Annotated in this window: 11 protein-coding genes and 1 tRNA gene; 6 read left to right on the top strand and 6 right to left on the bottom strand. The window is 67.3% G+C overall.

Features of this window, described 5'->3' with window-relative positions:
* Positions 1–52: 52 nt before the first annotated feature.
* Positions 53–937: a transporter substrate-binding domain-containing protein gene (locus BM345_RS07010; protein ID WP_093377081.1), complete on the bottom strand. Its 885-nt coding sequence runs from the start codon at positions 935–937 to the stop codon at positions 53–55.
* A gap of 155 nt (positions 938–1,092) precedes the next feature.
* Between BM345_RS07010 and BM345_RS07005 the strand changes: the two genes are divergently transcribed.
* Positions 1,093–2,319 (top strand): D-amino acid dehydrogenase, encoded by a 1,227-nt coding sequence (locus tag BM345_RS07005; protein ID WP_093377078.1) that lies wholly within the window; start codon positions 1,093–1,095, stop codon positions 2,317–2,319.
* A gap of 15 nt (positions 2,320–2,334) precedes the next feature.
* Here BM345_RS07005 and BM345_RS07000 read toward each other — a convergent pair whose 3' ends face one another.
* On the bottom strand, positions 2,335–3,570 hold the full coding sequence (locus BM345_RS07000; protein ID WP_254789636.1) for a M20/M25/M40 family metallo-hydrolase: 1,236 nt from the start codon (positions 3,568–3,570) through the stop codon (positions 2,335–2,337).
* 104 nt (positions 3,571–3,674) lie between these two features.
* Entirely contained in the window at positions 3,675–6,458 is a 2,784-nt protein-coding gene (gene polA, locus BM345_RS06995) for a DNA polymerase I (protein ID WP_093377072.1), read from the bottom strand.
* Between the two features lie 89 nt (positions 6,459–6,547).
* Here polA and BM345_RS06990 point away from each other — a divergent pair, with 89 nt between their 5' ends.
* The 3 genes from BM345_RS06990 to BM345_RS06980 all read left to right on the top strand — a co-directional run bounded on the left by BM345_RS06990 (position 6,548) and on the right by BM345_RS06980 (position 8,872).
* Positions 6,548–6,925, top strand: coding sequence for a hypothetical protein (locus BM345_RS06990; RefSeq protein WP_093377069.1), 378 nt, complete (start codon positions 6,548–6,550; stop codon positions 6,923–6,925).
* A 7-nt stretch (positions 6,926–6,932) separates the two neighbouring features.
* Positions 6,933–7,997: a homoserine kinase gene (locus BM345_RS06985; protein ID WP_093377066.1), complete on the top strand. Its 1,065-nt coding sequence runs from the start codon at positions 6,933–6,935 to the stop codon at positions 7,995–7,997.
* 71 nt (positions 7,998–8,068) lie between these two features.
* A complete protein-coding gene (locus BM345_RS06980; protein WP_093377063.1) occupies positions 8,069–8,872 on the top strand; it encodes a BPSS1780 family membrane protein in 804 nt (267 codons plus the stop codon).
* A gap of 32 nt (positions 8,873–8,904) precedes the next feature.
* Here BM345_RS06980 and BM345_RS06975 read toward each other — a convergent pair whose 3' ends face one another.
* The gene (locus BM345_RS06975) at positions 8,905–11,328 is read right to left on the bottom strand and encodes a UvrD-helicase domain-containing protein (protein WP_093377060.1); all 2,424 of its coding nucleotides are present in this window, start codon (positions 11,326–11,328) and stop codon (positions 8,905–8,907) included.
* Between the two features lie 220 nt (positions 11,329–11,548).
* Here BM345_RS06975 and BM345_RS06970 point away from each other — a divergent pair, with 220 nt between their 5' ends.
* The gene (locus BM345_RS06970; protein WP_093377057.1) at positions 11,549–12,526 is read left to right on the top strand and encodes a GMP reductase; all 978 of its coding nucleotides are present in this window, start codon (positions 11,549–11,551) and stop codon (positions 12,524–12,526) included.
* Between the two features lie 30 nt (positions 12,527–12,556).
* On the opposite strand, the gene BM345_RS06965 is transcribed toward BM345_RS06970, so the two are convergent.
* Complete coding sequence (locus BM345_RS06965) at positions 12,557–13,435, bottom strand: alpha/beta hydrolase (protein ID WP_093377054.1); 879 nt, start codon at positions 13,433–13,435, stop codon at positions 12,557–12,559.
* 97 nt (positions 13,436–13,532) lie between these two features.
* On the opposite strand from BM345_RS06965, the gene BM345_RS06960 reads away from it, so the two are divergent.
* Positions 13,533–13,608, top strand: a tRNA-Ala gene (locus BM345_RS06960).
* A gap of 69 nt (positions 13,609–13,677) precedes the next feature.
* On the opposite strand, the gene BM345_RS06955 is transcribed toward BM345_RS06960, so the two are convergent.
* On the bottom strand, positions 13,678–14,664 hold the full coding sequence (locus tag BM345_RS06955; protein ID WP_093377051.1) for a Bug family tripartite tricarboxylate transporter substrate binding protein: 987 nt from the start codon (positions 14,662–14,664) through the stop codon (positions 13,678–13,680).
* Between the last annotated feature and the right edge of the window lie 19 nt (positions 14,665–14,683).

Raw genomic sequence — 14,683 nt, 5'->3', positions numbered from 1 at the left:
GACCTGCGCTGCCACTGGGGTGGCAGCACTTCCGGTCATCTTAGCAACGCTGTCAAGTGGCTGGCTTGTCGCTGGGCGCCTTGATGTTGTCGCGCAGCTGCTGGCTCATGGGCAGGCCCAGCGGCGTGTTCTTGGGCGCGATGGGCGACAGGAACCACTTGTTGTACATCTTCTCGAACTCGCCGCTCTTCATCAGGCCGATGATGGTGTCGTCCACCACCTTCTTGAAGGCGGTGTCGTCCTTGGCCAGCATGCAGGCGTAGGGTTCCACCTGCAGCGACTCGCCCACCACTTCGAAATCGGAGGGCGTCTTGGCGTTGCTCATCAGGCCGAACAGCAGGATGTCGTCCATGGCGAAGGCCACGGCGCGGTCCGACTCCACCAGCAGGAAGGCATCGGCATGGTCCTTGGCCAGCACGATGTCCATGTCCAGGCCCTTGTCGTTGTTGTACTTGCGCATGACCTGCGCATTGGTGGTGCCGGTGGTGGAAGCCACCGTCTTCTTGGCCAGGTCGGCGTAGTCCTTGATCTTGCTGCTCTTCTTCACCAGCAGGCGCGTGCCGGTGTAGAAGTGGTTGATGGCAAAGCTCACTTCCTTGCCGCGCGCGCTGTTGTTGGTGGTGGAGCCGCACTCCAGGTCGACGGTGCCGTTGCTGATCAGCGGGATCCGGTTCTGCGAGGTCACCGGCATCCAGGCCACTTCCAGGTTGGGCTTGTTCAGCTTCTTCTTGACCGCATCGACCACCGCGTTGGACAGCTCGACCGAGAAGCCGATCGGCTGGCTCGGCCCGTTCAGGTAGCTGAAGGGCACCGAGGACTCGCGGTAGGACAGGGTGATCTTGCCGCTCTGGGCGATCTTGGCCAGCGTGTCGGCGGCGTGCGCGCCGGTGGCGGCGAGGGTCAGGGTCGCGAACAGGACGGATAGTTTCTTCTTCATTCGAACCTTTCGATTGACTATTTATGGACGTGGCCTTGGCTTTAGCAAGAGCGGGGCCAGTGTAGGAAGGAGCTTCGCAGCCGCGCAATGGCGGCAGACCCGATGCAGACCTTTCCAGGCGCGGGTCCGGCGTTTGCCAACACAATGGGGCTTCAATGAAACCAAAGCATGTTTGCGTCCTGGGCGCCGGCATCGTCGGGCTGGCCACCGCCTGGCAGCTGCACCGCGAGGGCTACGAGGTGAGCGTGATCGAGCGCGATGCGCCTGGCCATGGGGCCAGCGGCGGCAATGGCGCGCAGCTGAGCTATTCGTACGTCCAGCCCCTGGCCGACCCGTCGATCTGGAAGCAGTTGCCCAAGCTGCTGCTCTCGCCCAGTTCTCCGCTCAAGCTTCGGCCCGCGCTCGATCCGCTGCAGTGGCGATGGGGCCTGGCCTTCCTGGAGGCCTGCGATGCCGACACGTCTCGCGAGACCACCTCGCAGCTGCTGGCCCTGGCCGCGCAGAGCCGCGAGGCATTCGAAGAGATGATGCTGGAGCTAGAGCCGGCCTGCGACTTTTCCACCACCGGAAAGCTGGTGCTCTACAGCAGCGCCGCCTCGCTCGAATCCGCGCGCCGCCAACTGGACCTGCAGCGCGAACTGGGGAGCAGCCCGCAACGGCTGGTGACGCCCGACGAATGCGTCGCGATCGAGCCGGCGCTGGTCCACTACCGCGAGCGCATGGCCGGCGCGATCCACACGCCCGGCGAATGCGCGGCCGATTGCCTGAAGCTGTGCACCGAGCTCGAGGCCGCCCTGGCGCAGCGTGGCGTGGCTTTCCAACTGGGCGTGGAAGTGCAGGGTTTCGTGGAGTCGGGTGGACGCGTGGTCGCGGCGCGGACCAGCGCGGGACCCTTCGAGGCCGACGCCTACGTACTGGCGCTGGGCAGCACTTCGCAGCGCCTGGCGCGCCAGCTGGGCGCTTACCTGCCGGTGTATCCGCTCAAGGGATACAGCATCACGGTGGACGTGGAAGAGGGCCGGGCGACAGCGCCGCATGTGAGCGTGACGGACAGCGCCCGCAAGGTGGTGTTCGCGCGCATCGGCTCGCGCCTGCGCGTGGCGGGCATGGCCGAGCTGGTGGGCCATGACGCGAGCATTCCGGCCGAGCGCATCGAGACGCTGGAGGCGGCAACGCGCGAGCTGTTTCCGCATGCGAGCCGGTTCGAGGAGCTGCACCCCTGGACGGGGATGCGTCCGGCGACGCCCACCGGGCGGCCGATCATCGGCCGGCATCCGGATGCGCCGTCCAACCTGTTGTTCAACACAGGGCATGGGGCGCTGGGTTTCACCTTGGCATTTGGTTCGGCGATTCGAGTGGCCGAGGCGCTGGCCCGGGGCTAGCCCCGAAACCACTGCTCACATCCCGGGCACTTGCCCGCGCGAGATGTCCATGATCAGCCGGGCCGCCAGGTACAACCGGGGCTCGATGGAGTCGATCAGCACGTACTCCGCGTCCGCCGAGTGCGCGCCGAAGCCCTGCAGTCCGTAGCGCTCGACCACGGCGCCCTTTGCCTGCCGGGCGGCAAAGGCCGCATCGGTGCCGCCCCCTGCGGCCACCGCGTCGGCGCCCAGCGGCCGGTCGAGTTCCTTGTAGATACCCTGCGAATGCGCCGCCATCGCACGCGATGCGTTGTTGGCCTCCAGCGGCGGACGGCGCCGCTCGAAGCGCATATCGACCTTGGCCTCGGGCACCAATTGCTTCTTCACCCGCTCCTGCACCTGCTTCTCGATGCGGTCGTAGTCGCTCACCTTCAGCACGCGCACGTCGGCGCCGGCCGAAGCGCTCGCCGGAATCACGTTGCGGTTGGTGCCGGCCTTGGCGATGGTCCAGTTCATCTTCAGGCCCGTGGCCGGATCCGACAGGTCGCGCATCTGCAGGATCTGGTGCGAGAGTTCGTACAGCGCGTTCACGCCCGCTTCCGGCGCCGAGCCCGCGTGCGAGGCCTTGCCACTTACGTTGAGCGTGACCGAGGCAATACCGGCGGTGGCCAGCGACAGCTTGTCTTCCTTGATCGACGCGCCTTCGAAGGACAGCACCGCATCCTGCTCGCTGCCCAGCTTGGTGATCAGGGAGCGCGAGCCCGGCGAGCTGATCTCCTCGTCGGCATTGACCAGCACCGTCAGCGTGCCGTAGTCCTTGAAGTCCAGCGCCTTGAGCAGCGCCACCACGTGCGTGATGACTGCCACGCCCTGCTTGTCGTCTGCGATGCCCAGGCCCCAGGCCTTGTCGCCTTCCACGCGGAAGGGCTGCTTCTCCAGCATGCCGCGCTGGTACACCGTGTCCATGTGCGCGATCAGCATGATCTTCTTCGTGCCCGTGCCGGTGAAGGTGGCGCGCACCACCTTGCCGATCTTCTCGGGCGTGTCTTCCATGCGGTAGACCGCGTCGCCGGTGGGCTCGATCAGTTCCACCTTGCCGCCCAGGGCGCGCAGCTTGCCGGCAATCAGGTTCGCAAGCTTGTCCAGGCCCTCCAGGTCGCGGCTGCCCGATTCGATCGACACGTATTCCTTCAGCGTCTCGAGCAGCGCCCGCTTCTGCTTCGCCGCTTCGGCCAGGACCTGTGCGTCCTTGGCGGCTTGGGCCGGCGCCATCGCGGCGAAGCCGGCGATGGCGAATACCAGTGGGGCGAATGTCGTGTGCGCAAACTTCATCTTCGGGAGTCTCCTTGTGATTGCTTGTTCCATTGAATGTCGGGTCAGTGCGCCTTGTCCCAGTTGGGCCCCACGCCGACTTCCGCCAGCAGCGGCACCTTGAGCTCGGCCACGCCCGCCATCAGGCGCGGCACCTCGGTGCGGGCCCATTCGATCTCGGCGTCGGGCACTTCGAAAACCAGTTCGTCGTGCACCTGCATGATCATCCGGGTGGCGCGCTTCTCGGCGTCGAGCACGTCCTGGATCTTCACCATGCTCAGCTTGATCAGGTCGGCCGCGGTGCCCTGCATGGGCGCGTTGATGGCGGCCCGCTCGGCAGCGCCGCGGCGCGGGCCGTTGGGCGACCTGATCTCGGGCAGGTACAGGCGCCGGCCGAACACCGTCTCCACGTAACCCTTCTCCTTGGCCGACTGGCGCGTGTCGTCCATGTAGGCTTTCACGCCGGGGTAGCGCGCGAAGTAGCGGTCGATGTAGCTCTTGGCCGCGGCGTTCTCGATGCCCAGGTTGCGCGCCAGGCCGAAGCTGCTCATGCCGTAGATCAGGCCGAAGTTGATCACCTTGGCGTAGCGGCGCTGTTCGCTGCTCACCTGCTCGGGCGCCACGCCGAACACTTCCGATGCGGTGGCGCGGTGCACGTCCACGCCGTCGGTGAAGGCGCGCAGCAGCGCCTCGTCGCCGCTGATGTGGGCCATGATGCGCAGCTCGATCTGCGAGTAGTCGCAGCTCACGATCTGGCTGCCCGCCGGCGCCACGAAGGCCTCGCGCACGCGCCGGCCCTCGGGCGTGCGGATCGGGATGTTCTGCAGGTTGGGGTCGTTGCTCGACAGGCGCCCGGTGACGGCCACCGCCTGCGCGTAGTGGGTGTGCACCCGGCCGCTGCGCGGATGGGCCAGCTGGCCCAGCTTGTCGGTGTAGGTGCCCTTGAGCTTCGAGAGGCTGCGGTGCTCCAGGATCTTGGCCGGCAGCGGAAAGTCCTCGGCCAGCTTCTCCAGCACCTCCTCGTCGGTGCTCGGCGCGCCGCTGGGTGTCTTCTTCACCACCGGCAGGCCCAGCTTGTTGAAGAAGATGTCGCCGATCTGCTTGGGGCTGCCCAGGTTGAAGGGCTGGCCGGCCAGCGCGTAGGCCTCCTGCTCCAGCGCCATGATGCGGGTGCCCAGTTCGTGGCTTTGGGCGGCAAGCGTGGGCGCATCGATCAGCACGCCGTTGCGCTCCACGCGGTAGAGCGCCTCGCTGCTGTCCATCTCCAGCTGGTAGATGAAGCGCAGCTGCTCGTTGGCTTGCAGCTGCGGCCACAGGAAGCGATGCACGTCCAGCGTGAGGTCGGAGTCCTCGCAGGCGTACTCGGCCGCCTTGGCGATGTCCACCTGCGAGAAGGCGATCTGGTGCGCGCCCTTGCCGCACAGGTCCTCGTACTCGATGCCGGTGCGGCCCAGGTGGCGCTCGGCCAGGCTGGTCAGGCCATGGGGCTTGTGCACTTCGAGCACGTAGCTCTGCAGCATGGTGTCGTGCGCATAGCCCTTGACCTCGATGCCGTGGTTGGCGAACACGTGGCGGTCGTACTTGATGTGCTGGCCGAGCTTTTTCTTGCTTTCATCTTCCAGCCAGGGCTTCAGGCGAGCGAGCACCTCGTTCGTCGGCAGCTGCGCCGGTGCGTCCGGGTAGTTGTGGCCCAGCGGCACGTACGCCGCCTCGCCAGGCGTCACGCTTAAGGACAGGCCCACGATCTCGGCCACCATCTCGTCCAGGGAGCTGGTCTCGGTGTCGATGGCGGTGAGCTCGGCGGCTTCCAGCTTCGCGAGCCAGGCATCGAAGGCTTCCCAGGTCAGCACCGTGTCGTAGACCAGGTTGCTGGCCGGGGCGGCGGCGCGCAGCGCCGATGCCTCGATGCCGCCGGAGCCCGCGCTGAGACCGGGCACTTCCCCGATCAGCTCGGGTGGAGACTCCTGCGATTCCAGCGCCCTCACCAGGCTCTTGAAGCCGTAGCGATCGTAGAAGGCCTTGAGCGCCTCGACCTGCTGGCCACCCAGCTCGAGGTCGTCCAGCGACGGCAGCCTGGGCATGTGCTCCTTCAGGTCGCAGTCGGTGCGGATGGTGACCAGGCGGCGGCCCTGCGGCAGCCAGTCCAGTGCCTGGCGCAGGTTCTCGCCGGCGGCGCCCTTCACCTCGGCCGCCCGGGCGACCAGGGCGTCCAGCGAGCCGTATTCGAGCAGCCACTTGGCCGCCGTCTTCGGGCCCACCTTCTGCACGCCGGGCACGTTGTCCACGGTGTCGCCCACCAGGGTCTGGTAGTCGACCATGAGGCTGGGCGGCACGCCGAACTCGGCGGTGACGCCGGCCACGTCCCGCTTCTTGCCGTTCATGGTGTCGATGATGGTGATGTGCTCGGTCACCAGCTGGCTCAGGTCCTTGTCGCCGCTGGAGACGATCACTTCCATGCCCTGCGCGGCACCGATGCGCGCCAGCGTGCCGATGACGTCGTCGGCCTCCACGTCGGGCACGTGCAGCACCGGCCAGCCCAGCAGGCGCACCACTTCGTGGATGGGGTCGATCTGGCTGCGCAGGTCGTCCGGCATGGGCGAGCGGTTGGCCTTGTAGGCCGGATACCACTCGTCGCGGAAGGTCTTTCCGGGCGCGTCAAATACACAGGCGGCGTAGTCGGCCCGTACCTCCCGGCGCAGCGCCGTCATCATGTTGATCATCCCGCGGATGGCACCGGTCGCGGGGCTGGAAGGATCGCCGGGCACCGCGCGCAGGTCGGGCATGGCATGGAAGGCGCGATAGAGGTAGCTCGAGCCATCCACGAGCAGCAAGGTCTTGGTGTCGGTCATCCAGGCATTTTGCCTGCCAGCCACAACCCGTCCGCAGGGGCGAAAGGAAGCTACTAAAGGCGATTGGCGCCACCTACAATATCTTCATCATGGCCGCCCCAACCACCTCCTTCGTTCGCATCGCCTCGCTGAGCCTGGCCTGCCTTGCCATCATTGCCGGCCTGGCGCACGCGCAGGCGCCCGCCCCCTCCCCGGCACCCGATGACGGCCTGACCAAGGCGGAAAAGCGCGAAGAAGGCCGGCGTAACCAGAAGATCGAACGCATCCATGTCGACGACGGCGGCGCCAAGGTCGACGAGCTGCGCTACGGCGGCCAGACCCAGAGCATCACGGTCACCCCCAAGAACGAGCGCATGCCCCAGTACGAGGTTGTTCCCAACAACAACAACAGCCGCACCGGCCAGCAGGGCGGCGGCGACGCGGGCGGGGGCACCGGCCCGACGCTCTGGAACATCTTCAAGTTCTGAGCAGCCGGTGGCTGTCTTCACCGAAGTCGGGTTCGACGAAGCCCGCGAGTTGATGGCGCGCCTGGGCCTGGGCGAACTGCAGGCCCTCAAGGGCATCCAGGGCGGCATCGAGAACACCAACTACTTCGCCAGCACCGACACGGGCGAGTTCGTGCTCACGCTGTTCGAGCGCCTGCGCGCCGAGCAATTGCCCTACTACCTGTGCCTGATGAAGCACTTGGCGGCCAAGGGCCTGCCGGTGCCCGAGCCCTTTGCCGACCCGGCCGTCGCGCCGCCAAACGGCCACGCGCTGGAGATTCCCGCCAACGCCCCCTGCGAGTTCCTGCACACGGTCGCCGGCAAGCCGGCGGCGGTGGTGCACCGCCTGGCCGGCAAGAGCGAGCTGGACCCGACCGAGGCCCACTGCGCCGAACTCGGCCGCCTGCTGGCCCGCATGCACCTGGCGGGGCGCGACTTCCCGCGCATCCAGCCCAACCTGCGCGGCCTGGCCTGGTGGAACGAAACCGCGCCGGTGGTGATGCCCCACCTGGACGAAGCCCAGGCGGCGCTGCTGGCCGGCGAACTGGCCTACCAGAACCACGTGGCCGAATCGGCCGCCTATGCCGCCCTGCCCCGCGGGCCGGTGCATGCCGACCTGTTCCGCGACAACGTGATGTTCGCCATCCGCGACGAGGAGCCGGGCCACCCGCCGCATTTGTCGGGCGTGTTCGACTTCTACTTCGCCGGCACGGACAGCTGGCTCTTCGACCTGGCGGTGTGCCTGAACGACTGGGCCATCGACCTGCCCACGGGCGAGGACCACCCCGAGCGGGCCGAGGCCCTGCTCGCCGCCTACCAGTCGGTGCGGCCGCTGGGCGCGGCCGAGCGCCACCTGCTGCCGGGCATGCTGCGGGCAGCGGCACTGCGCTTCTGGATCTCGCGCCTGTGGGACTTCCACCTGCCGCGCGAGGCGTCCATGCTCAAGCCGCACGACCCCCGCCACTTCGAGCGGGTGCTGCGCTACCGCGCACGCGCCTTGCCGGCATTCGACCTGTACAACACGACCCAGGCGCCGGCCGAGATGGCGGCCTGACATGAAACCTTACGCTCACCACGCCGCGCGCTCACAGCCCATTGCTGGGGCGGCCCGGCGGATGGCCTGACATGAAACTCAACATCGTCCCCGCCCGCAACGGCTCCCTCTGGGTGCGCCAGGGCCTGCAGACCTTCTTCCGCCAGCCGCTGGCCTTCGTCTCGCTGTTCTTCTTCTTCATGGCGGCGGTGTCCATCGCCTCGCAGTTGCCGGTCATCGGCGGCACGGTGGCGCTGGTGCTGCTGCCCACCATGACACTGGGCCTGATGGCCGCCAGCGCCAGCACGCAGGCCGTGCCCGGCGTGCGGGCGCCGGCGGGCAGCGTGTTCATGGCCGCCATCCGGGCCGTTCGTCAGGACATCCGGCCGCTGCTCGTGCTGGGCGGGCTCTATGCCGTGGGCTTCCTGCTGGTGATGGCGATCTCGGCCCTGGCCGACGGTGGCAAGTTCGCCGGCGTCTACCTGCTCGGCCGGCCGCTCACGCGCGAGGCGGCGCAGGAAACCGACTTCCAGCTCGCCCTGTGGATCGCCATGGCGCTGTACCTGCCGCTGTCGCTGGCCTTCTGGCATGCGCCGGCGCTGATGCACTGGCACCGCGTGCCGCCGGTCAAGAGCATCTTCTTCAGCGCGGTGGCGTGCTTCCGCAACTTCGGCGCGCTGACCCTGTTCGGCATCGTCTGGCTGGGCGTCTTCGTGGGCGCCGGCATCGTCATCAGCCTGGTCACCAGCATCATGGTGGCCGCGGGCGCGATGGGCGGCGGCGACGCCGGCTCGGCCATCGGCAGCGTGCTGATGGTGGGCGGCGCGCTGGTGATGGCGGCGATGTTCTTCGCCTCGCTCTGGTTCAGCTTCAGGGATTCGTTCAGCGAGGACTGAGCGCCCCGGCCGCGTCGCTGTCCTCAGTTCGCTCAGATCGGCGTGAGCTTGGCCACGCTCAGCGCGAGCCACTTCACGCCGTGGCGGCTGAACTTGACTTGCGCGCGCGCGTCGTCGCCCGTGCCTTCCAGGGCCAGCACGGTGCCTTCGCCGAACTTGTTGTGGAAGACCTGCATGCCCGAGCGCAAGCCATGCGCAGGCTCCGCCTTCTGGGGCGGGACCGGCGGGCTGGAGAAGGTCTCGTTGCGGCCGCTCGACCCGCCATAGCCGCCGCTGTATCCGCTGCTGTAGCCGCCGCCACCGCCCTGCCCGCGCGTGGAGCCGTAGCCGCCGCCATAGCCGAAGGCCGAGGGGGTGAAGCCCTGGTTCTTGGGCGTGAGCCACTTCAGCGCCTCTTCCGGCAGCTCGTCGAAGAAGCGACTCTTGACGTTGTAGCGCGTCTGGCCGTGCAGCATGCGGGTCTGCGAATGGCTCAGGTACAGCCGCTTGCGCGCCCGGGTAATGGCCACGTACATCAGGCGGCGCTCTTCCTCCAGGCTCTCGCGGTCGCTCATGGAGTTCTCGTGCGGGAAGATGCCGTCTTCCAGGCCGGTGATGAACACCACGTCGAACTCCAGGCCCTTGGCCGCGTGTACGGTCATGAGCTGCACCGCGTCCTGCCCGGCCTGGGCCTGGTTGTCACCGGCTTCCAGCGCGGCGTGCGTGAGGAAGGCGGCCAGCGGGCTCAGCGTCTCGCCGGTGTCGGCGTCGGGCGGAGGCGGCAGCAGGTCGTCGAGCAGCGGGCGCGAGGTGTCGATGCCCTGGCTGGCGGGCGACTGGCGCAGTTCGTCCAGCGGGATGGCCACGGCGTCGCGGCCGAAGCCTTCCTGCGTCACGAAGCTCTCCGCGGCGTTGACCAGTTCCTCCAGGTTCTCCACCCGGTCGGCGCCTTCGCGGTCGGCGCGGTAGTGCTCCACCAGGCCGCTGTGCTGCAGCACCAGCTCGATGATCTCGCGCAGGGTGATGCCCTGGGTCTGCTCGCGCAACACGTCCAGCTTGGCGACGAAGGCCGAGAGGTTGGCGCCGGCCTTGCCGGTCATCGAGCTCACGGCCGCATGCAGCGAGGTGCCGGCGGCGCGGGCCGCGTCCTGCAACTGTTCCAGCGTGCGCGCGCCGATGCCGCGCGGCGGGAAGTTGACCACGCGCAGGAAGCTGGTGTCGTCGTCCTTGTTCTCCAGGATGCGCAGGTAGGCCAGCGCATGCTTGATTTCGGCGCGCTCGAAGAAGCGCAGGCCGCCGTACACACGGTAGGGCACGCCGGCATTGAAGAGCGCGGTTTCCAGCACGCGGCTTTGCGCATTGCTGCGGTAGAGCACCGCCATTTCCTTGCGCTCGAAATCCTCGCGCACCAGCTGGCGCATCTCCTCCACCATCCACTGCGCCTCGGCGAAGTCGGTGGGCGATTCGTACACCCGAACCGGTTCGCCCGGCCCCTGGTCGGTGCGCAGGTTCTTGCCCAGGCGCTGGCTGTTGTGGCTGATGAGGTGGTTGGCCGAATCGAGGATGTTGCTGAAGCTGCGGTAGTTCTGCTCCAGCTTGATCTGGTGCTGCACGTCGAACTCGCGCACGAAGTCGGCCATGTTGCCCACCCGCGCGCCGCGGAAGGCATAGATGCTCTGGTCGTCGTCGCCCACGGCCAGCACGCTGTTGTCGCCGGAGACGAAACGGCCTTCCACCGTGTTGCCGGCCAGCATCTTGATCCAGGCGTACTGCAGGCGGTTGGTGTCCTGGAACTCGTCGATCAGGATGTGGCGGAAGCGCCGCTGGTAGTGCTCGCGGATCGAGTCGTTGTCTCGCAGCAGTTCGTAGCTGCGCAGCATCAGCTCGCCGAAGTCGACCACGCCCTCGCGCTGGCACTGCTCTTCGTACAGCTGGTAGATCTCGACCTTCTTGCGGTCGTCCTCGCTGCGCGCCTCGACGTCGCGCGGGCGCAGGCCGTCCTCCTTGGCGCCGGCGATGAACCATTGGGTTTGCTTGGCCGGAAAGCGCTCCTCGTCCACGTTGAACTGCTTCATCAGCCGCTTGATGGCCGAGAGCTGGTCCTGCGTGTCCAGGATCTGGAAGGTGGAAGGCAGCCCGGCCAGCTTCCAATGCGCGCGCAGGAAGCGGTTGCACAGTCCGTGGAAGGTGCCGATCCACATGCCGCGCACGTTCACCGGCAGCATGGCCGACAGGCGCGTGAGCATCTCCTTGGCGGCCTTGTTGGTGAAGGTCACCGCCAGGATGCCCCCGGGTGATACCTGGCCGGTCTGCAGAAGCCACGCGATGCGCGTGGTCAAGACACGGGTCTTGCCCGAGCCGGCACCCGCCAGGATGAGCGAATGCCCCTGCGGCAGCGTCACGGCGGCGCGCTGCTCCGCATTGAGGTTCTGGAGCAGAGGCGATGGGGCGGCAGACGCCTCGAGATCAGTCAGCATCGACCGATTGTAGAAAGTGCGCCGTAGAAAGCGCGCCGTATGGACTCCATATGAATTCCTGTGCCTGCGCGGGATGGTGCGATGGCGTAGAATCAGTCACCGGGCCCAAGATTCTTGCGCCCGGTTTTTTGTGGCCGAAGCCTTTGTGGCAGGCGCGAAGAAACCGGCCGGACCAAGCGCTCACTCGTTTTTTCAACGACTTCCATCTGGAGCCTGGTTCATGCAAATCTTCGACTACGACAACATCCTTCTTCTTCCGCGCAAGTGCCGCGTGGAAAGCCGTTCCGAATGCGACGCCAGCGTCGAGCTGGGCGGGCGCAAGTTCCGCATCCCGGTCGTGCCGGCCAACATGAAGACGGTGGTGGACGAATCCATCTGCCTCTGGCTGGCGCAGAACGGCTACTTCTACGTGATGCACCGCTTCGACATCGACAACCTGAAGTTCGTGCGCGACATGCACGCCAAGGGCGCGTTCGCTTCCATCTCGCTGGGCGTGAAGAAGCCCGACTACGACACGGTCGACCGCCTGGCCGCCGAGAAGCTGGTGCCCGAATACATCACCATCGACATCGCCCACGGCCATGCCGACACGGTGAAGAACATGATCGGCTACTTGAAGCAGAAGCTGCCGAAGTCCTTCGTCATCGCTGGCAACGTGGGCACGCCCGAGGCCGTGATCGACCTGGAGAACTGGGGCGCCGACGCCACCAAGGTGGGCATCGGCCCGGGCAAGGTGTGCATCACCCGCCTGAAGACAGGCTTCGGCACCGGCGGCTGGCAGCTGTCGGCGCTCAAGTGGTGCGCGCGCGTGGCCACCAAGCCCATCATTGCGGACGGCGGCATCCGCGACCACGGCGACATCGCCAAGAGCATCCGCTTCGGCGCCTCGATGGTGATGATCGGCTCGCTCTTCGCCGGCCACGAGGAATCGCCCGGCAAGACCGTGGAGGTCGACGGCGAGCTCTTCAAGGAGTACTACGGCTCGGCCAGCGACTTCAACAAGGGCGAGTACAAGCACGTCGAGGGCAAGCGCATCCTGGAGCCGGTCAAGGGCAAGCTGGCCGACACGCTGGTGGAGATGGAGCAGGACGTGCAAAGCTCCATCAGCTACGCGGGCGGCAAGAAGCTCATGGACATCCGCAAGGTCAACTACGTGACCCTGGGCGGCGACAACGCCGGCGAGCACCTGCTCATGTAAGGGCAGCGGCGCGCCGCGCGCCGTCGATCGTCAGCCGCGGCGCTCCAGCAACCCCACCGCCAGTTCGTGCACCCGGTGCGCCGGGTCGGCCAGCGCATCGACGATGCTGAAGTGGTCCAGTCCCGGCGCAAGTTCGCACACCGGCACCACCTTCGGCCCCCAGGCTTCGGCGATGGCCTCGTTCTGGCGGATGAACTCCTCGCTTTCCTTCGCGCCGGCCACCGCGTAGAGCGTGCCGGCTGCGGGCGCTGGCCACATGGCGGGGCTGATGCGCGGCACCTCTTCGGGCGTGATGTTCAGGGAGGCCTGGAAGGACGGCGTGCGGCGCATCGGCTCCAGCTCGAACAGGCCCGAGAGCGCCAGGGCATTGCGCACCATCTGGTCCGGCACGTCGCCGGCCACCCTCTCCCACTGGCATGCCAGCAGCATCGCGGCGAGATGTCCGCCGGCCGAGTGGCCCGCCACCGTGATCCGCCCGGGATCGCCGCCGTGCATGGCGATGTTGCGCCAGGTCCAGTGCAGGGCGCGCACCATCTGAAGGGCAATGTGCGAGATGCTCACCGGCGCCGCGTCGGTGCCGGGACACAGCGCGTAGTTGGGCACCACCACGCAGACCCGGCGCCCGGTGAAGGCGGGCGCGACGAAGGAATGGTCGCGCTTGTCCAGCGAACGCCAGTAGCCGCCGTGGATGAAGACCAGCACCGGCGCGCGTTCCGTGCCGCCGTCGGCCGGAAAGATGTCCAGCGTCTCGTTCAACCCGTCGCCATAGGGCACGTCGATGCTGCAGGGCTGCGATTCACGCACGCGCGCCGAGTCGGCGGCCCAGCGGGCGAAGTACTCGCCATGCTCGGGCACCCGCGCCCGGTTGTTGTACATGCGCTCCAGCCATTCGGGGTCGTCCAGCGGCATCGGTCGGGGCTCCATCGGGGGTGTCGGAAGGCCGCAATCTTGACACGGCACGGACACCCGGCCCCTGGCGATTCGCGTTAGACTTGCTTCGCGATGTGGGGGGGTAGCTCAGCTGGGAGAGCGCCGCGTTCGCAATGCGGAGGTCGGGAGTTCGATCCTCCTCCTCTCCACCATCTCGCACCCATGCAATCGAAAACGGGCCCCGCGGGGCCCGTTTTGCTTTGCCTGAGCTGCAAGCCAGCTCACTCGATGGCCATGCCGGCGTTGCGCACCACATCGCCCCATTTTTTTATCTCCACGCCGAGGAAGGCCGCGAATTCCTTCTGGCTGCCCCCCATGGGCTCCACCCCCATCTCGGCCACCCGGGCGCGGAACGCCGGGCGCTGAAGCAGCGTGTTCACGGCCGCATTCATCCGCGCGGCAATGGCCGGCGACGTTCCCCTGGGCGCCACGAAGCCCAGCCCGGTGGAGGACTCCAGGCCGGGATAGCCGGCCTCCGCCATGGTCGGCACGTCCGGAAGACTGGCCGAGCGCCTGGCCGCCATCACGGCCAGCGCCCGGACCTTGCCCGCCTTCACCTGCTGCACGATGCCGGGCACCAGCTGGAACATGGCCTGAACGGTGCCAGCCAGCAGGTCGGTGGTGGCGGGGCCCGCGCCGTTGTAGGGAACGTGCAGCATCTTCACGTGGGTGGACTGGCTGAAGAGCTCGCCGGCCGTGTGCATGGAGCTGCCGTTTCCGGTCGAGGCATAGGTCAGCGCACCGGGGTTCTTCTGCGCGTAGGCAACGAACTCCTTCACGCTGTTCACCTTGAGCGAGGGGTTCACCACCAGCACGTTGGGCACGTTGCCCACCAGGACGACCGGGTCGAAGTCCTTGAGGGTGTCGAAGCCAGGATCCTTGTAGAGCGCCATGTTGGTGGCCAGCGTTCCGGTTCCCGTGAAGAGAAAGACGCTGCCATCGGCCGGCGCCCGCTTGACCAGCACGGCGCCGATGTTTCCGTTGGCCCCGGGCTTGTTCTCCACGATGAAGCTGGTGCCCAGCTCCTTGCCGAGTTCCTCGGCGAACACGCGTGCCAGCGGGTCGGTGGTGCCGCCGCCCGCCCCGTAGGGCACGACGATGCGCACGGTGGCGCCGGGCCACACCAGGCCCTGGGCCCAGGTGGTGGTGGTGGTGGTTGCGCCGGCGGCGATGCCGGCCAGGCCGATCAGCGCGGTTCTTCTTTGCATTTGCGGGTCTCCCTGTGTG

The sequence above is a fragment of the Variovorax sp. OV329 genome (genome assembly GCF_900114785.1).
Taxonomy (GTDB): Bacteria; Pseudomonadota; Gammaproteobacteria; order Burkholderiales; family Burkholderiaceae_C; genus Variovorax.
The sequence above is the reverse complement of the archived record's forward strand: the minus strand, read 5'-3'. Positions and strand labels throughout refer to the sequence as shown.